The sequence below is a fragment of the Anthropogastromicrobium sp. genome, from assembly GCF_037349415.1.
Lineage (GTDB): Bacteria > Bacillota > Clostridia > Lachnospirales > Lachnospiraceae > Anthropogastromicrobium > Anthropogastromicrobium aceti.
The window spans coordinates 1-24,083 of the sequence record NZ_JAXWCK010000053.1 but is presented as its reverse complement, the minus strand read 5'-3'; the positions used below and the strand labels follow the sequence as shown (position 1 = coordinate 24,083).

Genomic DNA, 24,083 nt, shown 5'->3' with positions numbered 1-24,083 from the left:
AGACCAGGGTATTGAAAAACCGAAACGAAAATATACCAAAAGGCAAACAAAAAAATGTGAGAAAAAGACTCGCACTTGATATTGCCTGACTTATTTTTTGTTATGCCGCATTAATCCCCGCCCGACTATGTCGGACGAGGTTTTCTGCGGAAAAATGGATAAATTTCCTTCATATTTTTTTAAGATACACAAAAATTCTCATATTTTTTCATATAAAACCACTCCCTCTTTTTCTATTGATTCCATCAATTCCGGCTGCATTTTTCTATCTGCATCAACAATATCAAACTGCAAAAGAGTTGATGTCTCTTCGTTTACATCCAATGCAAAACGATCAAAATTCCCACCATAAACTGCCAAATCAATATCACTGGTGCGTTTAAAATCTCCTCTTGCTCTTGAACCAAACAAAACCACTTTTTTTACATTATATTTCTCTGCAAAATCAATAATTTCGTTTAATACCTGTTCACGTATTCCTGTTTTTTCTGCTTTTTCCATTTAATTTTTCTCCAATAGCCAACAGGGACGGGAATGCGGCACTACAGTGCCGCATTTTCCCGTCCCCAGTTGCTGCGTTTTTATTTACATTTTTACAGTGCCTTTACTCTTGCTACTACGTTCTCTACGGTAAATCCGAAGTATGGGAACAGTTTGCTGTACGGAGCAGATGCACCAAAACGATTCATTCCGATGATGTCACCGTCAAGTCCGACATAACGATCCCATCCAAATCCAGAAAGTGCCTCTACTGCAACTCTCTTTCTTACATTCTTTGGAAGAACCTTTGCCTTATACTCCTCAGACTGCTCCTCGAAGATATCCATACATGGCATGGATACGACACGAACGTCGATTCCATCCTCTGCTAAAACCTTCTTTGCCTCTACAGCAAGAGACAGCTCGGAACCAGAAGCGATAATGATCGCATCCGGAACTGCCTTCTTGGAATCCTGTACAATATAACCACCCTTTAATGCCTCTCTTGAGGTTCCCTCGATCTGCGGCAGATTCTGTCTGGTCAGTGCCAGTGCAGTCGGTGTTCTCTTAGATGTAATTGCGCTGTACCATGCAGCTGCTGTCTCAGTTGCGTCTGCCGGACGGAACATATGGAAGTTCGGCATTGCACGCCACATTGCAAGCTGCTCGATCGGCTCATGAGTCGGTCCATCCTCGCCTACACCAATACTGTCGTGTGTAAATACGAAGGTTAACGGTACGCCCATGATCGAAGACAGACGTGCCATCGGCTTTGTATAATCAGAGAATACGAAGAAGGTAGAAACAAATGCTCTCAGTCCGCCGTGAAGCATAATACCATTTCCGATTGCTGTCATGGCAAGCTCACGAACACCAAAGTGCATGTTGCGTCCTGCATAATTTTCTGCTGAGAAATCACCCTCATCCTTCATATAGGTCTTTGTGGACGGGGAAAGGTCAGCCGCACCGCCAATTACATTTGGCATTCTATCTTTGATACGATTGATCATCTTGCCGGACAGATTTCTTGTTGCATCTGCCTTATCATCATAAGCCCAGAAATCAGCATCGTCACAAACCTTCTCTGCCAAATCCTCATCGTAGTAAGTATCCCACAGTTCCTTCATTTCTGGATACTTCTCGCAGTATTCTGCAAACATCTTATTCCAAGCATCCTCTGCCGGCTGTAAGCTTTCTACAATTTCCTTATAATGATCATAAACTTCCTCTGGTACGAAGAATGGCTCTTCTGACGGCCAGCCTAAGTTTTCCTTCATTGCCTTAATATTGTCATCACCAAGCGGCTCGCCATGTGCACTTGCCTTGCCCTGCTTTGCCGGACATCCAAAACCAATCTGAGTCTTTACAGTGATAAAAGATGGTCTCTCAGTATCTGCCTTAGCAGCCTCAATTGCCTTGCCGATTTCCTCTAAGTTATTTCCATCCTCAACGGTAATGGTCTGGAAACCAAATGCTTCCATACGCTTCTGAACATTCTCTGTGAATGCAATATCTGTTGATCCCTCAATAGAGATGCGGTTGGAATCATAGAAAATGATCAGCTTAGACAGCTTTAAAGTACCTGCAAGAGAAAATGCCTCAGATGAAATACCCTCCATCATACATCCATCGCCGCCAAGTGCGTATGTGTAATGATCTACAACCGGATATCCTTCCTTGTTAAATACAGATGCCATATGACGCTCTGCAATTGCCATACCAACTGCCATACCCATACCAGCACCAAGAGGTCCTGTCGTTGCCTCAACACCAACTGTGTGGCGATACTCCGGATGACCAGGTGTCAGAGAACCCCACTGACGAAACTGCATCAGATCTTCCTTTTTTAAATCACCATAACCAAACAGGTGAAGCAGAGAGTACAAAAGCATAGAGCCATGTCCTCCAGAAAGAATAAAGCGGTCACGATCCTTCCAATCTGGATCCTTTGGGTTGTGCTTTAAATGCTTTGCCCATAACTCATAGGCTACAGATGCACAGCCGAGCGGCAAGCCAGGATGTCCTGACTTTGCCTTCTGAATCGCATCTGCAGATAATACACGGATCGCGTTTACTGACATTGTATCAATGTTATTCATCTTCGTCTCCATTCCGCGCTTAAGCGCATTTAATTTTGTATTTATGCTCAGTTTACCAGACCATTGCACGAAAATCAAGTTTTTCTTATGTTATCGTAGCTTAATTTGCTGAAGCTCCTCCATTGTCGCCAAATAATAGGTCTTAAACTTGTCGCCCGGAATGACAGTATACAAATTATTTCCAAACTCTCTTGCAAAACGTATTCTTCCTGAAAATGATTGAACCTCGCAATAATCCGCATCATACATGACAATATTTCTCTGCTGAAATGCATAGCCTGTATGAAGTTTATCCTGCTCTGTAACAGCATTTTCATTTCCTTCTGACGTGTAAATATGAAGCTGATAGCCTGTTTTCGCTTCATCACGTACAACAAGACCAAGGTATTCGTTATTATAGAAAATACGCTGAATTTCTCCCTCAACAGCAATATCTTTTCGAGTAATTGCAGTTCTGTTTGACACGTCAAAAAAGCTGATGCAGCAATCTCCAACTGCAAACGCTTTTGTATCACTTAAATAGACAACCTTCGGGACATATGCGCCATTTTCAGAATAATCAAAACTTGCTACTATACGATCTGCAGCTTCTTTTCCCTTTTCAAAATCGTAAAAAGAAATACTGCTTGTTCCAACACCCTCAGAAATTGAGTAGTATGATACAGCTAATTGCTGACCATTTGGCGAAACACTAATGTCAAGCGGATATCCATCAATCTGGAGCGGATTGCGAATCGAAACTGCAAGCTCCTCGCCTGTATTTCGATAATAAGAAATTAAACTCGCATCCTGATCTTCTAACTGAAGCACAGTTACACCTGTCGACGCAATCACTCCCTTTGTGATTATCTGAGATGTAGTTCCGCTTCCAGTGATTCCCGATTTATTACAAATTGCAAAATTTTTTCCTTTTAAATCATAAATCAAAAGATAATCACCTTTGACATTTGCCTTTGGATTGCTCATATCATATGGCGCAGACCACACCTTTGTGCCCTTTTTGTCATAATACGTAGCACCATCTTTATTCATTACGACAATGCCGTCTCCATATGATACGTATCCTGCTGATGACGCATTCGACACATCAGTTCTCCAGCTGACTTCATATGTTTTGTAACGCCACAGCCGTTCTGCCACAAACCACGCCAGCACAACAGCTAACACCAACACTGCAACAACAATTCCTGCGACATTGACTGTTCTTTTATGATCCTCAGCCCAGCTTACTGGTGCACTGCGAACCTTATCGTTCGTAACCATGCTCTGCCTAAGCTGCTTCTTCTTTCTTTCCCGTTGAAATTCACTGTCCCTTGCCATGTACTTTCCTTTCCACCACTGTGCTGACTTTCAAACTCCAGCTGCATCTTACATACAGCTGCACAGTGTCCAAAAAAGTATAACATATCCAAGGGTGTGTGTCAAAGTTCCTTAAAAATTTTCACGGCAAAGTCAGCTCCTGTCCAATATAAATTTTATTTATATCATCAAGTCCATTTACTTCCTTTAACTGCATAACCATCTGTGAGGAACCATAAAATTTTTTACTAATCTCAATCAATGTATCACCAGGCTGAACCGTGTATGAAACTGGACGATTTACTGCTGCTTCTGCTGCCTCACTCGTCCCCTGTGCTGCATTTTCTTCTGTGGGCAGCGTTGGTGCCGCTACCGTTAAAATTTCCTGCGTACTGCTTTCGTTTTCTTCTGATGATGCTGCATCTGATTCTTCATTTTTTGATGCTTCGGTGCTGCTTGTGATACGATACACTGATGCTCCAAGACCATCCTTATAAAACATCATATCTCCAGAAAAAATCCCGCCATTTTGAATAGCTGCCACGTCTTTTTTTTCTGTCTCAGATGAAGAAAGGCTGCTTTCTGGTGTTTTTGCAACTGAAGCTTTTTCTTCACTGCTTTCTGGTATCTTTGTAGCTGAAACTTCAAGCGTATTCTCCGTTTCTTTTAAAGACGCTGACAATGCACCAATGTCATTTTTTGTTGCCGCAATTTGTTCGCTTTCTGATTCAAAAGCAACCTGCTCGCTCTCACCGCTTTTTCTCTCCACGGATGCTCCTACTGCAAGCGCCTGCACAGAATCCTCTTTTTTATTCATCCCTCTTGAAAAAAGGACACCACCTCCTACTAAAATAATAAAAAGAATTGCCGCCCCTGCCTTTACCCATATGCCGTTTTCTGCTGTTAGCTTAGGCGTCTGATTTATGTGTTTTGACTTTTGCGGATGCTTTATATCCTGCTTTTCCTTCATAATCTTTCTAAAATTAAGCGCTGCCTGATCGCTGACATCCTCACTTTGATCCGCATTGCGGCTCAGCATATAATTTTGCATTTCATTATTTTTCTCATAATAAACAAAATACCCCTTCAAATGGAGAATTGTATCTTCTTCCTCCATCCAAAAGCTTTCCTCATCCCCCTTCTTCCAGTACATCAAACAATTTTCCCCAGAAAAAATCTGACGATGTGTTTTTTTTAATTCTTCACCATCTGGAAAATTTTCTTCTGTTCCGCTTATAAACCAGCCACATATACTGCATCCTGGAAAATATTCCTGTATCACTGACAACGTATTATCCCAGACCTGCTGCGTAATCGCTGTTTTTTGCTCATTTTCTTCTTCAGTACTGCCTTGCGCATCCTCTAACTCAACTGCTCCCTTTACAAACCAGCATCTTTTGTTTTCTGTAACCATTTTGCTTCCAAGCAATATACCAGTGCGTACATGCCCTGTACAATTTAATTTACGAATAAATGTATATGCATAGTCTTCCAGATACACTCTAACCCGCTCTTCTTTTTCTGCCATCTGACGAATATTTTTTGGCAGTTTCTTTTCCTCTTCCATATAACACCTCCAGACCAGTTCCATGCAGTTTATGCACGGTATTTTCCATCTTTCTTAGCACATCGTATCACTACAACCGTGCAGAATCTGCCAAAACCGCCTGTCGAATACACATAATCTTTCGACAAGCGAATAAAGCGCTTCTTCCCCGGATAGAATGAAGCAAAGAACGTTTCAGAAAGGCGGTATCTATGAACACAGTCAACTCTCCATCCTATTTTTCGCAAACTGATTTTTCCTCGGAAGGCTTTGCCTGCCGTTTAGCCAATCTTGTTGATTTAAGCCAAAAAAAGAACGGCCACCGACCAATACTTTTCCTTTGTATTGGCAGTGACCGTGTCCCTGGGGACTGTCTTGGTCCTTTAGTAGGTTATAAATTAGAGCGTCTTTGCGATACCATGCAGCATACATTTGTTGTATGCGGATCGCTTGCTCATCCTGTACATGCTGTGAATCTGCGTCAAAAGCTTCATTATGTGAAGCATCTGGGCGACTTTCTCACAATTGCAATAGATGCCTCAATAGGTGCTAAAGAAAATCTTGGCATGCTTTGTCTTTCAAACAGTGCATTATATCCTGGCGAGGGTGTTGCAAAGTCGCTTCCCCCGGTGGGAGAAATCTCTATTACCGGGGTCACAAGCTGCGAAGACAATCCCATTCCATTTCACCGTCAAAGTGTCCCACTTTCTTTCATGATGAATCTGGCTGATGAAATTTATCAGGGACTTTTTACTTTTTTAACAGCTTACTTCCAGACAGTGCCCTATACTGAGTCAATGCCTCTTCAAGCGACAGATCTGCATTCTCCTGACAGAAGGAATCAAACTTATTTAAACGCTGCTTGTACAGCAGATCCTTTCCAAAGACAGGCTCATATTCTTCCTTGAGCTGCTTTTCGATCTGCTCAATCTCTTCCTTCTTATCTGAAAGTTCCTGACGCTTGCTCTCAAACTCCTGCTGCAGCCCTAAAAGCTCATCCTTGTTGGCAGCTGTAATGTCTGCTGTGATCTGATGACGAATTTCGCTTTCAAAATTTTCAAGTGCTTCCTGGCGCTTTTCTACTGTATTCTGCATAACCTGCTGAATACTTGTGATTTTATCATCAAAGCTGCCCAGATTGTAGCCCGTCTCATTCTGACTTTTCTTGATGCGGTTCGTCATCAGCTGCTTGTTCTTATTATTAATGCGGATCTGCTTTCGAAGTTCCTCCACCTCTTCATTTACACCTGCAAACTTCAGCATATACTTGTGAAGCAAATACAAATATACAGTAAATAATGCACCCACATATACAAAAAATGTAAATGCTAGCACAAGACGATTCGAAATTGCCAATGAGAAAAACAATGGAATAAAGAAAATCAAGCCCACACCAACTAAAATATCAATTGTCCAATCTCTGCTGTTTTTAGGGAAAAACAGCATGGAAATCGCACGCTTTTTACATACGACTGGAACTTTATTTTCTTTAAATTTCAGTTCAATCTGTGCCTCTAGCTGCTGATTCTGTTGACTTAGAGGCGCTGTCTCAACCTGAATGCGCTGTGCTATTGCATTGGCCTTTGCCTTTGCACGCTCAGTTTTACATACATCAATCTGGTCTTGATACTGACTCAGCTCACGATCATACGTTGCAGCAATTTCTTCTTTTTTCTTTTTAAGTGCCGTGGTAATTCCCTCTGCCACACTCTTTTCCATGCTGCTGTACGCCTTCTCGCTTTGCTTTAACTCACCAGTCAGGCGTGTCTTATCCTTCTCTGCCTCATCAAGATCATTTAACAACTGCTTCGCCCTATTTACTGTTTTGATTAACTCAGAATCATGAATTGCATCAAGTGTAACTGCTTGACCAAAGACGGATGATTGAGCTTCTCTGGTTGCCTCATCCTCTGGCTTTGCTTCCACTTCCATAGAAGATTCCATTGAAAGTTCCATTGAAGGTTCCATTGAAAGTTCCATTGAACCTTCTTGTGACTCTTCTGTCGATGCGGCATCTAATTCATCCAGTTGTTTTTCTTTAAGCTCAGCCTGCTCTGATTCTTCTGGCTGTTCTTTGGTAAGCTCAGTCAGTTCTGATTCTTCTTGCTGCTCTTGTGCTTCCTCCATCAGTTCTTCTGGCTGCTCTTTTACTTCTTCTAGCTGCTCCTTTTGCTGCACAATTTCTTCCAGATTAACCGGCTCTGCTTTCATATCAGCTGATGTCTCCTTGGATGCCTCACTTGGCACAGCCTGTTCTGCCTGCTGATCAAGCAGCATTTCAACTTCATTAGCTGTTTCCGGAGTATCCGGCTGCCTATAATCGTCCATTTTTACTCCTCCTAACGATGATTATCAAGAACCATTCCCATTTTCGCACTTGCGTTTGAGAATTGTTTTTGTTATACTGACCACAAAACAAAGTCAGTTTTCAATCAATTTACAGTTCCTATAGTTTACTATATACTATTTTTCACTATAGCACAAGTTTTTTCTTTTTAGGAGGTTTTTATGTTTCGCATGTGGGGTAAAGTCTTCGCAGACAACCATCTTCTCAAGGATTTTGTTGTTGAAAATCCATCACTTGATATGACCCGCACCAAAAAGGTGTTCGCAGCACTCGAAACCATCGCTCATGAATTTGATCTGGCTGTCCCAATCTGGCTGCCATCAAACATTTCTGATTTTAAGCGTCACGCCAAAACACGCTTCACTCAGGACAGTTTTATTGAGGTAATCGATTTTGACTATCTTGAAATTCAGATCATTGAAGAAGATTAATTCTTTGCTAATTAATTTCAAGATATCCTAGACAGCCAGTTTATGTTAGCCTTATGACAAATATTGACTTATAATATCATTGATCAGCTGCTCTTCCTTTGGGGAGAGCTTTCTTGTCTGCTGCTTATGTACTTGTCGATCCCCGGATTCCCCCCGGGCCGCCGCAATCTGCGCTAGGCTCTCTTTTAACTCCTCTAACTGCTTTTGATGATCCTTTTCAGGTTCTTCCTTTCTGACAAGCTCTGGGCGGTTCACCCGCTTTTCATTCTCCGCTGACACATTATTTTCTTTCTGTGCACCATCCTTTTTCTGCATAAAAAGATCATCCCTCATTGCTCCTCGTGCTCTGGCTGCTGCACTGCTTCTAACAGCCTCGCGTTCTGGCTGCACAAGCTCGTCTGGCTGCTCCTCACTGATGCCATCTGGCATATCTCTTGCACTTCGCACAACAAGCACATTTTCAAAATAGTGGACAAGTGCTGTTTCAAGAAGATCTTTGTTGGAACTATTTCCCATCAAACCAGAAAGCACAATCATCCCAGCTGCCATCAAACTTCCTCCAGCCAGATACAATACACAATTTTGAACACTTCCTTTATTCAAATAAAGAATCAACGAGGATACGGCACCTATTAGAAATGCTGCTGCCGCACAGTAAATACTGCAATTTTCCCAACTCGTCAGACGTGTTCCTGCTATACGATACTGCTGCTGCATTTTACTTACAAATGCTTCTGTATTTTTTATTCCGCAATTCATCCTATAAATGCTCTCGTACTTTGTCTTCATCTGCTGCAGCTGCTTGTCCTTTGCCGCTGCCAGATTATCAGATTGTCGAATCAAACTTTTGTAACAACGGTTTGCTGCAAATCTGCTGATAACTCCAATCACACAAACTGCCGCCATAACATACAGGATCATTCCCTGTTCCAGGTAATTTAACATACCATCGCCCCTTTCCGCCGAAATTTTCAGATTCATTTTCCGGTCTCCTAATTCATACACTAGCATAGAATTGCAAGCTTGTTAAGACAGAATCCATCGCACTTTTTTACCTCACTCACACTTTTTTTCCATATATCTGATACTTTTTTCTTTTCCTTTTATTTTTTGATGTTATCTATTTTTTGTGAATGGACATCAACCCGCGTTTATGCTATACTGTCTGCAAAGACGCTGCTAGCTTTTGCTTCATGCGTTAAAAAACATTTTTGAAATATAAAGGAGGCTTTTTTATGACAAGTTACACTCCAAAGGGCGTATGTTCCCGTCAAATTAATATCGAGGTTAATGGTGATACTATCGAGTCCGTTCAGTTCGTTGGCGGCTGCAATGGCAATACTCAGGGTATCTCATCTCTTGTTAAGGGTATGAAGGTTGATGAAGTAATCGCCCGTCTCGAAGGAATCAACTGCAACGGCCGTGGAACTTCATGTCCGGATCAGCTCGCAAAGGCATTAAAGTCTATTAAGGGTGAATAAAATGAAAAAAATATTATTGACTGGCGGCGGTACCGCCGGTCATGTTACACCAAACATCGCTCTTTTGCCAGACCTTAAAGCAGAAGGCTATGACATTCATTACATAGGCTCCTATGAGGGAATGGAAAAGAAATTGATTACAGCACAGGGCATCCACTATGACGGAATTGCCACTGGAAAATTTCGCCGCTATCTAAGCGCAAAAAATCTCACTGACCCATTTCGTGTTATCAAAGGTTTTCAGCAGGCTAAAAAGCTGATCCGTGACTACAAGCCGGATGTTGTCTTCTCCAAAGGTGGTTTTGTTGCCGTTCCTGTTGTGCTTGCAGCTGGTCACTATCATATTCCTGTTATCATTCACGAATCAGATATGACACCAGGCCTTGCAAACAAAATCTGTATGAGAACTGCTAAAAAAATCTGCTGCAACTTTCCTGAAACAGTTAAGCTTCTTCCGGCTGATAAGGCTGTTCTTACTGGAACACCAATTCGCCGTGAACTGTTAAATGGCTCAAGGGATGCCGGCTTTGCTTTTACAGGACTTAGTGACGACAAGCCGATCCTTTTGATGATGGGAGGAAGTACTGGTTCACGTGCAGTTAATGCCGGTCTTAGAAGTGCTCTTCCTCAGCTTCTTAAGGAGTTTCATGTCATTCATCTGTGCGGCAAGGGAAATCTTGACAGTACACTTGCTCAGCCAGGCTACATTCAGTATGAATATATTTCTGATGAGCTTAAAGATTTGTTTGCAATCTCTGATATTGTGCTTTCACGTGCAGGTGCTAATGCCATTTGTGAGCTTTTGGCACTCAAGAAGCCAAACATTCTTGTTCCGCTTCCAGCAGCCGTAAGCCGTGGTGATCAGATTCTGAATGCAAACTCCTTTAAAAAGCAAGGTTTTTCCTATGTACTTGAAGAAGAAAAGTTAAATGCTGATACACTGATGGCAGCTGTTCACGAAGTTTACAACAATCGTGATTCTTACAAAAAGGCGATGGCCACCAGCAATCAAAGCAATGGCGTAGATATTGTAATCAAGCTAATTAAAGAATTATCGTAAAAAAAAGGCAGAACTCCAATTGTGGAATCTGCCTTTTTTCTTGAAATCATGTCTTCTTTATGTTTATAAAAAACTGCTTTTCATGATGCGTAAAACCTTCAATAATAAAAGTTTCTTTTTAATCTTTAAGCGCTTCTCTTAATTTTGCTCCCTGCTTTTCGAGTTCCTCTCTCTTTGCTGGCTTCGGATCCCATGAGACCATGTCTTCTCCGCCTGCATATCTTGGAATCACATGCATATGGAAATGCATAACAGTCTGTCCTGCTGCCTCACCATTATTCTGAACTAAGTTAAAGCCCTCACATCCAAGACCTTTCTTCATTGCCTTTCCAAGCTTTGCAGCAACTTTAAGAACATTTGCGGCATATTCATCGCTGATCTCTGTTACATCCTTAAAGTGCGCCTTTGGAAGGATTAATGTATGTCCTGCAGATGCCGGACCTAAATCAAGAATTGCGCGAAACTGCTCATCCTCATAAACAGTCTCTGATGGAATCTCACCTGCTGCTATTTTACAAAAAATACAATTATCATCTAACATAATTAAAACCTCTCTTTCGGCAAATATTTATGCCATTTTCTTTTGTACCCAGTATACTCATTTTTTTGATAAATTACAAGAGCACAAAATGTCGTTACATTTTTCTTGAGACAATCTATAAAAAATGATATATCTAACAGGTAACAATTTAAAGCTGTAATGGAGGTGCTTATGAACGATCAAACCTATTTTCTTGCCAATGCCGCCCATGAACTTCAAACTTTGCTTTCTTTGCTGTGCAGCAGTATTCAGGCTATTGAAGCCGCGCATCCTGAAGTTAGATGCTATCGTTATTGGCCAGAGCTCTCCTCTGACTGCCGCTTAATGACTAAGCTTCTTCGTGATCTGACAGATTACAGCATGTCTGACCAACTGACGAAACAACGCAGTGATCTGTGCAATTTACTGCGGCGGGCTTATTTATCATGTCTTCCTTTAACCGAGGGAACGAACAAAACACTTACATATACAAGCCGCGTCTCATGCGCCTACATGCCTCTCGACTCCCCAAAAATGATGGAAGCACTTTTAAATCTGATTGTCAATGCACTTGATGCCATATCTGACAATGGAAACGTTCAAATTATTCTTACAAAATCAAACGAACAATTTGTCGTATCTATAACAGATGATGGCTGCGGGATTGCACCCAAACAACTTCTTACTATTTTCCATCCTTTTACTACCACAAAACCAGATGGTACTGGGCTTGGCCTTCCAGTTGCCAAACGTATTATTGAAGGACATGGCGGTCATATACGCGTAAGCTCTGCTCCAAATCAGGGTGCCACCTTTACATTCCTTCTGCCTTGCGTTTTTTCATCTGACAAAAAATAATAATGCCGCATACAAAACCTATTATAGCGCCCACTATATGTGCGCAATTGTTGACACCACTTTCGGCAAATCCATGATATAAAGTGAAAAACATCATGAAAATAAGCTGCCGAAGCGTAATTTCTTCAAAATGACCTTTTGACAATAAAACAATACATAGTAAAAGACCTGCGATTCCAAAAATTGCACCAGATGCACCAGCTGTCGCTACAAGCAAATCCCCCTGATGCACATACCACCAGACAGATGCCGCATTTGCGCCAATGCCACTGATTAAATATACACCAAGAAAACGCCACTTTCCAATACAGCGCTCTGCCAATGCACCAAGATACAAAAGAACAAGCATATTGTTAAATAAATGATCCCATCCAAAGTGAAGAAAAACGCTTGTAACAAGACGCCACCACTCTGGCTTTTGAACAAACTCACCAATTTGCAGTACCATCATATTCATCAATGCCGATTCTTTTCCTCCAATCTCACCGACTGCAACGATGCATTGAATCAAAATATTAAGAATCACCAACATCAACGTAACCTCTGGTATTCTGTTAATTGCTATTCGTTTTCCATTAAAACGATCTGAAAAACGTTCCTTTCTAATCAGGGTAGCATAAAGATCACAAAATTCAGACGGCTGTCCGTCAAAAATCACTGGCTGTCCAGCGTCATCTATAAACCACCTTGGGTAAAAGCCTGTTACAAGCTGCTTTGAAATTGAAAAATCATCTGACAGCACAAGTGCAAGAAATTGACACTCCAGCTGTTTTTGCTCTCTAACCTTCTGTGCTGTATAATCAACTACCCTATCAATTCTCCACGGATCGGCTGCCAGCTTATTTGGATCATCGAACAAACAAACTGCATACAGCTTCGTATCCTCTTTGATCCATACACCACAAGGAAAATTTGCTGCAGCAATATTCGTATACCCACCACGCTTCAGCTTTTTTTCCACAAATTCGCGCACCAATTTTTGATCCACCCTTATCACCTCGTTGTACTTAACAAAAGCTACAATTCACAGGACACATATTTGAATGAACTGTAACTAGCAAAATTCTGTCAGTCAACTTTATCATTAGAAATAAGATTTGTCAATGTTTTGGCTTTAATATCCAATATGCCATAAATGCTGCTGCCACTGCCGCCACGACTATGAAAATCCCAGCAGCTGCAAGCAGATTTTTATTGATGAGATCTAACAAAAGCAAACGCTTCCCTGCTGTAAAAAACACATATCCCAAAATAACCATAATTAATAATATGCCAACAACTGTAACTGACGATTTTTTTTGCTTGCATTTTGTTTTTTCCCTCTTAGGTGAATCTGACACTTGCTGCACATTTTTATATTGTTTTTCCTGCTGTATTTTCTGTTGTTTTTCCTGTTCACTTGCACCAGAATCAGTCTGTTTAGAATCGCTCTGTCCACATTCTTGGTCTGTTATTTGCTTATTAATTTGAGAACTTATCTGCACAGAAGATACTTTAGAATCACAAGAATCATTTGTGGCATTCTCTAACCGATCTTTTATGCATCCAACAATTACACTGATTGATAAATTTTCCCGAAGGCTTTCCTGAAAGAGTCCATATGCCAGTTCTAAGCTTCTTCTATCATCATAATCAATATGATCAATCAAAAATCGACATAATACATTTACAGACTGATGCAACGGCATATGCTGATATGGATAATAGCAAAATCGAATACGTTCTAAGCTTTTCGACACATATATATACTGAGGTTCAAGTAATATTCCTTCTCCGTCTAGCAAATAACGCCCTACCTCTGAAACTGCACTGCAAAACTGCAATAGAAGTGACACCATCTCATCATAGGTGATCTTTCTGGCATCAAGAAATTCCGGTAAGTTTTCTAATGATGTAATCTCATAGCTAAGCGTACTTTTTCCATTCATTTGCTGAACATGTACAGGTAAAAATCCATTGATCCTATTGTTAATCAGCATTGACAACCTATAATCTGATCTGGCTTCCTCGTCTGTCTCTATCATCATATACTGATAATCAAGCCTTCGGCTGTATGATACTTCCATTTGTGCCATTATATCACCCCCTGTAATGAATTTTTATTGCTTTTCGTAAAATGTTCAATCTTCAGCTGATATTTCTTTAGAATCTGACGCTGTTTCTTTATCCCGCTTGATTCCTCTTACCAGTCTGATAAACTCCTCCTGCTTTGATTCATGTACCTGCACTTGTCCTGTAATTTCTGTTGGTGTTCCCCATAAACGCATCAGGGCAAAAAAAGGAAGACGTATTGGTGCCTTATATGTAATCTTAACCATTCCAGGTCCTGCCTTCACCAAAAATGATGGCATATCACAGGCAAATAATTCACCTTCTATATGCGTATTTGCATATTCACAAATTATATCCTGGTTTGCCGTATTCTGCGAGATCCGCCATAAAAGCCCTTTTTCCTGAAGTTCTTCCCAAGAAAAAGCTCCATCTTTCATACTACTGTTTTCTGTCACCAAAAGCATCGCTTTTTGCGCTGTATGCCACGATACTTCCTCTAACACTGCTTTATCATGAGTGAAAAAACCATAATAAATACACATAAAAACAGCCATGAGAACTGTCATCATAATCAAGCTGGCCTCCACAGTAAAGCTTGCTTTTTCCCGAAATAAAAGCTTCTTTTTGATCAGAATAACAATCTTTTTCTTTTCCTGCTTCACAAAAACACCTCTTTCTCGTAAAGCTAACATTCGCAGTCCGGTTTTACTACTTGCTTATAAACGCAGTATATATCAGACAATTGATGCAAATTGAGACAAGCAGCCAAGGAACAAATGGTATTTCTTTTTGGTAAACATGTGTTATAAAAACTCTTTGCATCAACTGTGCACACAGACAAAGAATACTGCCTACAAATAAAATTTCCAGCCCTATTTCCACCCCACAGCCCGCTCCAAGCAAAAATATGCAAAGTACATCACCCATTCCAATGCCTTTACTAAAACGCGCCAAAAGCCACACTATCATCCCTGGAAATAAGCAAAACACTAAATCAAGGATTTCGCATCCACAAAAGAAATTCCAAATCATTGCAATAACTGTACATCCAATCAGCCAGCACACAGATACATTATGAAATAACAAATCAGTTGCCGCTGGAAGCAAAAAGCATAAAATAATAAAAATCCACCTTGCCTGCGTCATGATTTTCCTCCATCATCCTGTTTGGCACAGCGGCTGCAGCAGTGACGATCTGAAACCTCTGAAAGCTTTACTGACTTTACATTTCTTCTTAGCGCCGCACAATTTGGATCTGTGTGAAAACGATTTCCACTTGATGTAATATACACCCAAAAACCACTTCCGCCTTTTTCGCATCTGTCACATGCATAATACTTGCTGCCATCATCACTGCGGTAATTGACTACTTCATTATGACGGATCTGTTTCACAGAAAGCTTCAGATATGAACAGTCCAAACTTGTATGGTACACACTTCCTGTTTCCGTAATATACACAATTGGGTCTTCCTTAGTCTCATCTTCTATCTTATCGCCATCTTGCGATGGTGCTTTATTTCCGCTCCATACACGCTGACACTCCCGCTGTGTAAATAAAAGTGAACCGAAATTTCCCGGAAGAAACGGAACTCTCACGCGATATGTTACGGTAAGATCTAAATTTCCATCATCATCTGGAAAACGAGAACCAAGTACGGTCAGTCCATCACTTCCTCCTATAATCCATGAACGATCTAAAATTTCTCTTCCCACTGAATACAGAAGCTTTTGTTTTAAATAAACTGCTGTAATTCCACCTTGAACTATCAGCGTGGTCACATCCTCTGCTTCTTCACCGCCTACATCTTCTGCCTCATTTGGCTCTTCAAGCAAATAATAATATCCAGCAGCACTTGTAACTGAATCCTTCATTCCCTGCTGAATTCGCGTCTGTATCTGTATAACCTCAAAAAAAGACATAAGCGCCATAATAACACTAAGAAAAATAGGCAGCACTATACTGGCTTCAACAGTCAGCGAACCGTTACATTGCTGGCAGCCGACTGAAAAACAAAATGATCGATACCTGGATTTTTTTTTGAATGCTTTTCTATGATCAACTGCCAGCCTCATGGTACACCACCTTTCTTTATTTTAATTTTAATCTAATACATACGGCTTTGTTCGCACGAAATCTCATATCCAGACCCAGCAAAACAATAAAAAATCGGCGCCGCCTTCATACTTGCCTTAACCTGTACAGCTCCCAAACAATCCGCCATCGAAAAATCAGGATTTTTTTCTCTCATTCTAAGCTGAATGACATCCATTGTATGGTAGCGTCTATCACTTCGCCCTTGCGCATACAAAAGAAGGCGTAAGTATTCATCATATGACAGTCCATTATTCTCTTTTGCTGTTAAAAACAAATCTCCATCCAAAAAATCTGCGATCTGTGAAAACTCCAATGTCCAACTTTCTGAGTTTTTAATAATAGGAATATTGCCTCCGCTTAGCAATGTTCTTACATCAACTATAGCCTCAGCAAATGACCAACCTGCAATCATTGTAAACTGCGTCAGCTTAATGGCAGGATATACGCCAGTCCAACCAACAAGAGTAGTTGCCGCTGTCTCTGCCTGAGATGATAAGACAGGATCCTTCCATGCAGAAAATAAATTCAGTCCCTCTCTCATTAAAAGAAGTGAATTTACTGTTGATTTTAAATTTTCCTTATCACTTGTTTTGCCATTTAGTATATATTCTAGCTCATATGCCATTTTATTTGTCTCGCCTGTACTTGTAAAACTGCGGCAATGCTCTAAAAGATATTCTGTAAACAAAAAACTTTCTTCCATTTCACTAATCGCAGAGTGATACCATGTAAAATTTACAGTTCTCCACTTTGATGGAAGATCCTCTGCCTCAATAACATATCCTGATGCAGCCTGATCAAACGGCAGTACAAAATTCAGCCAACCATCTTCCTTGAGCTTTTCTAATTTTTCAAGCCAGCTTTCTTCTATCGCTTCCTCATACTTCTTCTTTTCTTCATTCGTTTTTTCTAAAAACTGCTCATCAAAACTTTCTTGTTCCAGTTCCTGCTGCTCTTTTGCCATTGTCTTCGCATCATCACCCATTTCCAGCTCTTCAAGCTGCTCTTGTACTTTTTCAACCGCAATTCCAAGTGTGCGGTATTTCATAAATTCCAGTACGCTTCTGGCAAATAATTCTCCTTCATTTTCAATGACCGAAACCGTATTTTCAATCTCTGCAGTGCTGCTTGTTCCTCTATATAGATTCCCAGATAAAAGCAAATGGTCTTGTTTTGGATTTGCGTTCATCGTCAAATATTTGCTTACAACCTCCTCTATATCTTGATTATTACTTAATTCATTTTCATTTAAAAGCATTAAATCAAATTCATTAAGTAATTCACGATCATACATAGAAAATAATGAATCCATTGCAGAGTCTGTAGCACAGACCAGGCGCTGACGAAGTCCAAATATCCTCGTATGCTCTGTCATCATCATAATAAATCCAATAAATAGTACAAGCAGCAGCGATAAAAATACAGTTATACTGGCTTTCTCATGTAACCTTTTCATCATCCATACAATTCACTTACTGTACTATTTACATGACTAAAAATTCCAGTTACGATAGCGGTAAGCTGTTCTCTAAAAATTACAACAATTGCCAAAAGCACTACAAGAACTAAGATCACCTCAACAGTAGTAACTCCCTTTGTATTATTTCTAAATCTTCTAATTTTCTTCACTGCGCCATCAGTGATACGACAAAAAACCGTATGTTTTTTAATTCCTTCCATCGAAATATACCTCCTTCCGTAATTCTTTATTTTTAATCACTACATACTCATAAATGCAGGTATCATTACTATAGCCATTACTAATCCAAGCAAAAGAAACATCGGAAACAACATTTTGGTTTCCATACGCTCACCATCCTGTATTGCCTGGTTTTTTCTCTGTTCTAACGCCTGTGTCAGTTCTTGATCAAGCTGCTGCTCTAATCCCGATATTCCTTGACGCAAATTCTGTTCAAGGCTGCTTCCTAACTTCAAATAGCAGTGTGCTCTGCACCTCCTTCCAAATGCACCATATGCGGCTGCTTCATTTACACCTGCCTCTATTTGATTTCGGGTAACAAGCATTTCTTCAAACAGATAACGTTGATATCCCTTGCATTTATGCTGTGTTTCTTCATATTCTGCAGTCAAACGATTCCATGCCGTGCGTACATTTAATCCACACTGAATCATCAATCCTAACTCAAACACAAAATTAGGATAATCAGCTATCAGCTGTTTATTTCGATTCTCAAATGCTTCTTTCCTTTTTTGCCTTGCAATTTCATATAAAACAAACGGCAATATTAAAAATAGCGCTGGCATCAGGCGGATCGGCTGTGTTTGCACTGTTTTATAGGTTAACTTCTTTCCTTCTATATTTTCAGGAAGCGTCACTATAGACTTTGTTTTCGTATTATTATTTTCATCCTTTAACTGTTTTGTCAAAAGCATCATATAATACTGCGCATCCTTCTTTGGCATCATCAGTCTCACATCAAGCGTGTAATACTGTTCATACATAGAATAAGATAGCTTTACCTGAAGCTGAGCAGTAACACCTTCTGGAGGGATATCTTGTATTTGAATCACGCCAAAATCATCCAAAAGTTCTGGAGTTAAGCTTTTCCACGCCACACGTATTCCATAAATTGTGGAAGAAACGAGAGAAAGATTAGTCTGAACATTTTCAAGTGATTCATTTTCTCCTAAAATCTGTTCTTTTACTGAATCAAATGCATCATCAAACACAGCCATCATACCTTGTGTCTCTGGTTCTTTTCCATCTACACTTACGTGAATGGTCTGATCTCCCTCTTCTAAACCTTCCACTGTCAAACTATAGTCTTTTGTCTGTCCAAACTCCGGACGCTCTAGCTCTGTTTTTTGTATTTGTGTATCTGGAAGAAATGAAACAGCAATTCCAAGCACACTCGCAAAAAATAAACATATCCAGAAATTTACCATCTGCCTTGCGCCTTGAAGCTGCAGCTTTTTCTTTGCATCCTCTCTTACATATAAGGCTTTTGCCCACTCTCTTTCTTCTTCATTTTGAGCTGGCTGCTTCTTTGATAGCAAATCATAAATCCACAGTCCCATTGGAAATAAAAACCGTAACCATTCTTTTTTGTTTCCCTCACTCAGAATGTTGTCAATTGTTTCCTTTTTATAATTTCGTTTCCATACAGCAATTACTACTAATCCCACCATCAGACAACTAAAAAACAACGCCATGCAGCACACCTCCCTATTATTGCCTTTCAGCAACTTCATTCTTTCTTGTTTTAGTTACAGCATCCTTAATTACAGACTATTCTAGTCTCGTTATCCTCTCAGAAAGAAGATATGCCGTTATATAAATAAAAAGGCACACTGTCATAATCATCTTTCCTGTCGTCGTCTCATACATTACACTAAGCAGCTGCGGTGATGTAACAGATAAATATAAAAGGATTCCAACTGGCATCAAATTCATAATCTTTTGTTCTAGCTTTTTCCCTGCAAGCATTGTCTCGATCTGAGACTGCGTCTGCACTTTCAATACAAGCTGACTAGCGATTTTCTGCAAAATAAATGGCATTGATGCACCACTTCTCTTAGCAAGCGCAAAAGCTTTTGCAAATTCTTTTACTTCTTCTATCTCACATGCATCTGCAAACGACAGCCATACCTGCTCAGCAGGTTCTCCCAAACTCATTTTTGTAAGCATTGTCTGCATAACCTGAACCATATAAGCAGTTTCTCCTTCCATCATAGATAGCTGCTCAGAAGCCTCCTGCATTGCATTTTCTGCTGAATGGCCAGTCCTAAATGCACCAGATAACAATTGAATTAATTCTTGAAATTCGCGTCTGATACGCTGTATTTGCTTTTCATGCAGCGATTTTCTAATCCATCGAAAGAAAAAATAAATAAACGGTAGCATTGAAATAAATCCTGGCAAAAAATCATGATAAAAAATATAAGTAAGCCCTAACCAGCCTGCTGCTCCCACAGCTCCATACAAAAGCTTCTCCTTAAAGCCTAATACCTCAGGAAGACAATACAATTCCTGCGCTCTTAAGTTTTTCGCAGTTTTTAAGTGAATGAACCGCCTCGAGTTTTCCTGTGATCTTTCCATCCACAACCCCCGTTTCCTGAAATTGATACAGTACAGACAGTGTTACATTTCCTTTTTCGTCAAGACCAGTAACTTCCTGAATAGAAAGTACCTTTCGGGAACGATCTCGTAAACGCCCCAAATGAATTACAATATCAATTGCCGAGGCAATTTGTCCCCTTATTGCTGCAAGCGGAAGCTCCACTCCCATCAAAACCATTGTCTCAAGACGTGTCATCATATCCTGTGCACTATTGGCATGACCCGTTGAAAGTGAACCATCATGACCAGTATTCATCGCTTGAAGCATATCTAGCGCAGCCGCATCTCGTACCTCTCCGACAATAATACGATCAGGACGAATACGCAGACTATTTCTAATCAAGTCCCGAATTGTCACTTCATATTTTCCTTCCTGGCTTGCATTTCTTGACTCTAATCGAACCAGATTTTGGATATGATATAAACGAAGCTCTGCGGAATCTTCTATCGTGACAACACGCTCCTGATCAGGAATATACTCCGCAAGTGCTCCCAAAAATGTAGTCTTTCCTGAACCGGTTCCTCCTGATATAAATATATTGTAGCGTGCTCGCACCAGATTCGCTAAGAATTGCGCTACATCCTCTGACAATGCACCCCATTTTATTAGTTGGTGCATATCAGGAGGATGCTTTGCAAATCGCCTGATCGTAAGAATCGGACCATTGAGCGCGATTGGAGGAAGAATAATATTTACTCGTGATCCATCCTCAAGGCGAGCATCTGCCATTGGATTTGCCTCATTTACCCGGCGATTTACTTTCGCTACAATTTGCTGAATCACATCCTCTAATTTCTCCTGCGATGAAAATGCCTTAGGAAAACGAACTAACTCACCTTGCTTTTCCACATAAATCTGATCATAACCATTGACCATGATCTCTGTCACTTCCGGGTCATCTAATGCCTCACTTAATACATCCAGCCTTCGAAATGAATCATACAATGCCTGTCTTAGCTGCGTCAAAACCCGCACTGAAAATTGTTTTCTGTACTGCGGCATCATCAAAACCTCATCAATGCTTGCATACAATTCATCATCTGTCAGCTCTCTTGTCATATCAAGCTGCTCCACTACTTGGGTACGCAACAATCCAAAAAGATTTTGCCGTTGTTTTTCATCATCTTCATTACTGTTTCTTTGACCTTTCAGCGAAAACAGCTCCTCATCGCATTTTTTCATTTTATTTACCACTCGATCTTTATTAAATTGCGCACATAATCTCCTGCTTCTCCCCACAGAGCGTATTCTAACCGTTCCTTCATTGTTCCATTTTGCACACACTGAGGTAGCGTTACAATCTGCATACGCTGCAAAAACTCATCACTGCCATTTTTCTCAAGCCAAAGCTCAAAACGTCTTTGCTGATCTTTTGCCAAACGTTCTGAAAGCACTGGCACATATAGCTGAGAACACATCGAAAACATTGAATCTGCAAGCCACAGCTTTGATCCAATATCTAAAACAATCGCTGCGTATTCTGTCTCCTGCGCAATTTTTAAAATCAACTGGCTCCATTCTTCTGGCTGTATTGCACATAGATCCTCTGGACAATTCATTCCGGTAAGCACATCAACTCCATGCCAATGTGATACAAGTACTGGCAATTTTTCCTTTAATTTTTGTCTTTGCCAGTAAAAATAGGCATCTGATAGCGTTCCTTTTTCACCTTGCTCCTCTGATATATTCTCTTCCTCATCCCAAAACGGCAATTCATCAAAACCGATATATAAGACTGACCGCTTGCGCGCCAACAGCTCCCCAAGCAAAAGAGAAAATGTTGTCTTTCCACATCTTCCTACTGGAGAATACACACCGTATATAGGACACGATTCCTGCATTACTGGACTGTCCCGTTTGTCATGATCACTCATACGCTGCATCAATTGATTTAATAATTGATCCGTAGGCTGATATTTATAAATATAGTTTTCCTTATGATCACGTGCCTGCTCTTTATGTTCAGTTAAATATAAAACATCCTGCGTTTTCACAGACATCTCTCCATACGATTCCAAACTGCTTTCTTCAGAAAGAAGGAGAAGCTGCGGTGTATGCCCCTGCAGATAATCTGACAGCTTATCTGCCTGCGAAAATACCTGCAATTCAAATGGCATATTTTCCTTGCGGTTCACATATTCTGCAAGATTTTTTCCATACACCTCTTCCTGCTCATACATTGCCACTACCTTTTTCATATGCACACTTTCTCCTTTCTTTTTCACTGGTATTTTTACCACTAAAATTTCATTCATAATAAATTAAAATTTACTGATGAGCACATTTTAACAGATTGATAGTTAAAGTCAATGTTTTTTCTATTTATTTAATAATAAGTATCCGTATTGTATGTATAATGCATATTGTGTGAGTTTATATTTTTACTTTTACGCAAAAAAAGCCTTACCTACCCCAACATTTTAGAGTAGAAAGGCTTTTTAATTTTACATTATTTTTAATTATATTCTCGAAAAATTGCATCCGATGCAATTTTATATTCTCTCACAGAGTTAGACTTTTTAATCTGTTTCAATAGCTTAGGCGATGCCTGGATACCATTTCCCAGATAAACCCATAACTCTTTCATCTTAAACAAAACATTGCGATCTCCTGACATCTCCTCACAATATCCGTCTAAAATCGCATCATGAAATTTCTTCAATCGCTCAGATGACAGCGTTTTCTCCACGTTCCTTTTTTCGCTAACGCCTTCTTCCATTTCATGATTAATCTCTTCTGCAAGAGCAGGATTCATAAGTAAGCCACGACCTAGCATAACACCTTTTGTCTGTATCCCAAGACCACCCTTTATTTCATTCCACTTATCCACAAAATGAATATCTCCATTATAAAAAATTGGGGATAAACTATGCTCTTTTGCATACTGATAAGCATCCATATGAGGATAACCTTTATAAAAATCCTGTAGCAAACGAGGATGAATAATCAAATGATCAATTGGAAACTGGTTAAACAGTGTTAATAACTGTGGCCACTCCTCCTCTGATGAAATGCCAATCCTTGTTTTTACAGAAATCTTCATTCTCGTTTTTGAGTATATCTGATCCAAAAATTTGCTTAACTCTTCTGGATATGCTAAAAAACCTGCCCCACGTCCTTTTGCAGTTACTGTCCCAGACGGACATCCTAAATTGAGATTCACCTCTCGATATCCGTATTCATACAATTGCTTTTCAATTTCCAAGAAGTCATCAGCACGATTGGTCAGAATTTGCGGAATTACATGCATTCCCTCATTATGTTCTGGCAACACATCATGACGTTCACGACTTCCTAATTTCTTATTTGAAATAAATGGCGTATAGTAGGTATCAAGCGGTGCAAAATATGCATGATGCGCCCTACGATAGACATAACCTGTCAATCCTTCCATAGGTGCCATTGAAATCTGATACTTCATGAAATTTATCTCCTTCTTACTTTTATTTAGGTTCACGGGACGCCCATTCACAAAACCCACACTCCGTGCTCTCGCTGCTTCGCAGCTTCGTTTTGTTCTTTGAAGTGGACTAGTAAACAAAAAAGCTACCACTTTTCAGTGATAGCTAAGCAAATAGCGGAAGGGAGATTTGAACTCTCGACACCACGGGTATGAACCGTGTGCTCTAGCCAGCTGAGCTATTCCGCCATATTATAAAGGCATTTCTGTACCTTCAAAACTGCACACAAACTTTTCATCCAAACCTATTACCATTTCCTACCCTGACCTT

General features: G+C 40.2%; 23 protein-coding genes and 1 tRNA gene. 4 read left to right on the top strand and 20 right to left on the bottom strand.

What is annotated here, in order from left to right; genetic code table 11:
• Positions 1–198: 198 nt before the first annotated feature.
• The 5 genes from WJP93_RS12280 to WJP93_RS12260 all read right to left on the bottom strand — a co-directional run bounded on the left by WJP93_RS12280 (position 199) and on the right by WJP93_RS12260 (position 7,752).
• The gene (locus tag WJP93_RS12280; protein ID WP_337548607.1) at positions 199–501 is read right to left on the bottom strand and encodes a nucleotidyltransferase domain-containing protein; all 303 of its coding nucleotides are present in this window, start codon (positions 499–501) and stop codon (positions 199–201) included.
• Between the two features lie 92 nt (positions 502–593).
• Positions 594–2,579 carry a transketolase gene (gene tkt / locus WJP93_RS12275; RefSeq protein WP_337548605.1) on the bottom strand — a complete coding sequence of 662 codons (1,986 nt, stop codon included), beginning with the start codon at positions 2,577–2,579 and terminating at the stop codon, positions 594–596.
• A gap of 90 nt (positions 2,580–2,669) precedes the next feature.
• Positions 2,670–3,899 (bottom strand): DUF5711 family protein, encoded by a 1,230-nt coding sequence (locus tag WJP93_RS12270; protein ID WP_337548603.1) that lies wholly within the window; start codon positions 3,897–3,899, stop codon positions 2,670–2,672.
• A 121-nt stretch (positions 3,900–4,020) separates the two neighbouring features.
• Positions 4,021–5,445, bottom strand: a complete 1,425-nt coding sequence (locus WJP93_RS12265; protein WP_337548601.1) for a LysM peptidoglycan-binding domain-containing protein — start codon at positions 5,443–5,445, stop codon at positions 4,021–4,023.
• Between the two features lie 729 nt (positions 5,446–6,174).
• Entirely contained in the window at positions 6,175–7,752 is a 1,578-nt protein-coding gene (locus WJP93_RS12260) for a hypothetical protein (RefSeq protein ID WP_337548599.1), read from the bottom strand.
• 180 nt (positions 7,753–7,932) lie between these two features.
• Between WJP93_RS12260 and WJP93_RS12255 the strand changes: the two genes are divergently transcribed.
• Positions 7,933–8,202, top strand: a complete 270-nt coding sequence (locus tag WJP93_RS12255) for a hypothetical protein (RefSeq protein WP_337548597.1) — start codon at positions 7,933–7,935, stop codon at positions 8,200–8,202.
• 51 nt (positions 8,203–8,253) lie between these two features.
• Here the strand turns inward: WJP93_RS12255 and WJP93_RS12250 are convergent, their stop codons facing one another.
• Entirely contained in the window at positions 8,254–9,183 is a 930-nt protein-coding gene (locus WJP93_RS12250) for a hypothetical protein (protein WP_227102366.1), read from the bottom strand.
• Positions 9,184–9,437: 254 nt separating this feature from the next.
• Between WJP93_RS12250 and WJP93_RS12245 the strand changes: the two genes are divergently transcribed.
• Both WJP93_RS12245 and WJP93_RS12240 read left to right on the top strand, forming a co-directional pair.
• A complete protein-coding gene (locus tag WJP93_RS12245) occupies positions 9,438–9,683 on the top strand; it encodes a TIGR03905 family TSCPD domain-containing protein (RefSeq protein ID WP_118615533.1) in 246 nt (81 codons plus the stop codon).
• Between the two features lies 1 nt (position 9,684).
• Positions 9,685–10,743: an undecaprenyldiphospho-muramoylpentapeptide beta-N-acetylglucosaminyltransferase gene (locus WJP93_RS12240; protein ID WP_227102365.1), complete on the top strand. Its 1,059-nt coding sequence runs from the start codon at positions 9,685–9,687 to the stop codon at positions 10,741–10,743.
• 118 nt (positions 10,744–10,861) lie between these two features.
• Here WJP93_RS12240 and WJP93_RS12235 read toward each other — a convergent pair whose 3' ends face one another.
• Positions 10,862–11,284: an HIT family protein gene (locus tag WJP93_RS12235; RefSeq protein ID WP_118615535.1), complete on the bottom strand. Its 423-nt coding sequence runs from the start codon at positions 11,282–11,284 to the stop codon at positions 10,862–10,864.
• A 171-nt stretch (positions 11,285–11,455) separates the two neighbouring features.
• On the opposite strand from WJP93_RS12235, the gene WJP93_RS12230 reads away from it, so the two are divergent.
• Positions 11,456–12,121, top strand: coding sequence for a HAMP domain-containing sensor histidine kinase (locus WJP93_RS12230; RefSeq protein ID WP_337548595.1), 666 nt, complete (start codon positions 11,456–11,458; stop codon positions 12,119–12,121).
• On the opposite strand, the gene WJP93_RS12225 is transcribed toward WJP93_RS12230, so the two are convergent.
• The 13 genes from WJP93_RS12225 to WJP93_RS12165 all read right to left on the bottom strand — a co-directional run bounded on the left by WJP93_RS12225 (position 12,078) and on the right by WJP93_RS12165 (position 24,001).
• A complete protein-coding gene (locus tag WJP93_RS12225) occupies positions 12,078–13,109 on the bottom strand; it encodes a rhomboid family intramembrane serine protease (protein ID WP_337548593.1) in 1,032 nt (343 codons plus the stop codon). The two genes, WJP93_RS12230 and WJP93_RS12225, sit on opposite strands and share 44 nt — an antisense overlap.
• A gap of 112 nt (positions 13,110–13,221) precedes the next feature.
• The gene (locus tag WJP93_RS12220) at positions 13,222–14,196 is read right to left on the bottom strand and encodes a DUF6382 domain-containing protein (RefSeq protein ID WP_337548592.1); all 975 of its coding nucleotides are present in this window, start codon (positions 14,194–14,196) and stop codon (positions 13,222–13,224) included.
• Between the two features lie 45 nt (positions 14,197–14,241).
• Entirely contained in the window at positions 14,242–14,835 is a 594-nt protein-coding gene (locus WJP93_RS12215) for a hypothetical protein (protein ID WP_337548590.1), read from the bottom strand.
• A 46-nt stretch (positions 14,836–14,881) separates the two neighbouring features.
• Complete coding sequence (locus WJP93_RS12210) at positions 14,882–15,319, bottom strand: hypothetical protein (RefSeq protein ID WP_262538852.1); 438 nt, start codon at positions 15,317–15,319, stop codon at positions 14,882–14,884.
• Positions 15,316–16,248: a TadE family protein gene (locus WJP93_RS12205; protein WP_337548589.1), complete on the bottom strand. Its 933-nt coding sequence runs from the start codon at positions 16,246–16,248 to the stop codon at positions 15,316–15,318. The genes WJP93_RS12210 and WJP93_RS12205 overlap by 4 nt, the downstream gene beginning before the upstream one ends.
• 32 nt (positions 16,249–16,280) lie before the next feature.
• Positions 16,281–17,729 carry a DUF5702 domain-containing protein gene (locus tag WJP93_RS12200; RefSeq protein WP_337548587.1) on the bottom strand — a complete coding sequence of 483 codons (1,449 nt, stop codon included), beginning with the start codon at positions 17,727–17,729 and terminating at the stop codon, positions 16,281–16,283.
• Positions 17,726–17,950, bottom strand: a complete 225-nt coding sequence (locus WJP93_RS12195) for a Flp1 family type IVb pilin (RefSeq protein WP_118615553.1) — start codon at positions 17,948–17,950, stop codon at positions 17,726–17,728. The genes WJP93_RS12200 and WJP93_RS12195 overlap by 4 nt, the downstream gene beginning before the upstream one ends.
• Positions 17,951–17,989: 39 nt before the next feature.
• Entirely contained in the window at positions 17,990–19,444 is a 1,455-nt protein-coding gene (locus tag WJP93_RS12190) for a hypothetical protein (RefSeq protein WP_227102356.1), read from the bottom strand.
• A 76-nt stretch (positions 19,445–19,520) separates the two neighbouring features.
• Positions 19,521–20,258, bottom strand: a complete 738-nt coding sequence (locus WJP93_RS12185) for a type II secretion system F family protein (RefSeq protein ID WP_337548585.1) — start codon at positions 20,256–20,258, stop codon at positions 19,521–19,523.
• Positions 20,242–21,411, bottom strand: a complete 1,170-nt coding sequence (locus tag WJP93_RS12180; protein WP_337548609.1) for a CpaF family protein — start codon at positions 21,409–21,411, stop codon at positions 20,242–20,244. Before WJP93_RS12180 ends, WJP93_RS12185 begins: the two co-directional genes overlap by 17 nt.
• A gap of 128 nt (positions 21,412–21,539) precedes the next feature.
• The gene (locus WJP93_RS12175) at positions 21,540–22,550 is read right to left on the bottom strand and encodes a hypothetical protein (RefSeq protein ID WP_337548583.1); all 1,011 of its coding nucleotides are present in this window, start codon (positions 22,548–22,550) and stop codon (positions 21,540–21,542) included.
• A gap of 257 nt (positions 22,551–22,807) precedes the next feature.
• Positions 22,808–23,773 carry a tRNA-dihydrouridine synthase family protein gene (locus WJP93_RS12170; RefSeq protein ID WP_337548581.1) on the bottom strand — a complete coding sequence of 322 codons (966 nt, stop codon included), beginning with the start codon at positions 23,771–23,773 and terminating at the stop codon, positions 22,808–22,810.
• Positions 23,774–23,927: 154 nt separating this feature from the next.
• Positions 23,928–24,001, bottom strand: a tRNA-Met gene (locus WJP93_RS12165).
• Positions 24,002–24,083: the final 82 nt, after the last annotated feature.

Coding starts and splice junctions, on each gene's coding strand:
- WJP93_RS12280 (WP_337548607.1), bottom strand. CDS start 501: ATGGAAAAAGCAGAAAAAACAGGAATACGTGAACAGGTATTAAACGAA.
- tkt (WP_337548605.1), bottom strand. CDS start 2,579: ATGAATAACATTGATACAATGTCAGTAAACGCGATCCGTGTATTATCT.
- WJP93_RS12270 (WP_337548603.1), bottom strand. CDS start 3,899: ATGGCAAGGGACAGTGAATTTCAACGGGAAAGAAAGAAGAAGCAGCTT.
- WJP93_RS12265 (WP_337548601.1), bottom strand. CDS start 5,445: ATGGAAGAGGAAAAGAAACTGCCAAAAAATATTCGTCAGATGGCAGAA.
- WJP93_RS12260 (WP_337548599.1), bottom strand. CDS start 7,752: ATGGACGATTATAGGCAGCCGGATACTCCGGAAACAGCTAATGAAGTT.
- WJP93_RS12255 (WP_337548597.1), top strand. CDS start 7,933: ATGTTTCGCATGTGGGGTAAAGTCTTCGCAGACAACCATCTTCTCAAG.
- WJP93_RS12250 (WP_227102366.1), bottom strand. CDS start 9,183: ATGAATCTGAAAATTTCGGCGGAAAGGGGCGATGGTATGTTAAATTAC.
- WJP93_RS12245 (WP_118615533.1), top strand. CDS start 9,438: ATGACAAGTTACACTCCAAAGGGCGTATGTTCCCGTCAAATTAATATC.
- WJP93_RS12240 (WP_227102365.1), top strand. CDS start 9,685: ATGAAAAAAATATTATTGACTGGCGGCGGTACCGCCGGTCATGTTACA.
- WJP93_RS12235 (WP_118615535.1), bottom strand. CDS start 11,284: ATGTTAGATGATAATTGTATTTTTTGTAAAATAGCAGCAGGTGAGATT.
- WJP93_RS12230 (WP_337548595.1), top strand. CDS start 11,456: ATGAACGATCAAACCTATTTTCTTGCCAATGCCGCCCATGAACTTCAA.
- WJP93_RS12220 (WP_337548592.1), bottom strand. CDS start 14,196: ATGGCACAAATGGAAGTATCATACAGCCGAAGGCTTGATTATCAGTAT.
- WJP93_RS12210 (WP_262538852.1), bottom strand. CDS start 15,319: ATGACGCAGGCAAGGTGGATTTTTATTATTTTATGCTTTTTGCTTCCA.
- WJP93_RS12205 (WP_337548589.1), bottom strand. CDS start 16,248: ATGAGGCTGGCAGTTGATCATAGAAAAGCATTCAAAAAAAAATCCAGG.
- WJP93_RS12200 (WP_337548587.1), bottom strand. CDS start 17,729: ATGATGAAAAGGTTACATGAGAAAGCCAGTATAACTGTATTTTTATCG.
- WJP93_RS12195 (WP_118615553.1), bottom strand. CDS start 17,950: ATGGAAGGAATTAAAAAACATACGGTTTTTTGTCGTATCACTGATGGC.
- WJP93_RS12190 (WP_227102356.1), bottom strand. CDS start 19,444: ATGGCGTTGTTTTTTAGTTGTCTGATGGTGGGATTAGTAGTAATTGCT.
- WJP93_RS12180 (WP_337548609.1), bottom strand. CDS start 21,411: ATGACAAGAGAGCTGACAGATGATGAATTGTATGCAAGCATTGATGAG.
- WJP93_RS12175 (WP_337548583.1), bottom strand. CDS start 22,550: ATGAAAAAGGTAGTGGCAATGTATGAGCAGGAAGAGGTGTATGGAAAA.
- WJP93_RS12170 (WP_337548581.1), bottom strand. CDS start 23,773: ATGAAGTATCAGATTTCAATGGCACCTATGGAAGGATTGACAGGTTAT.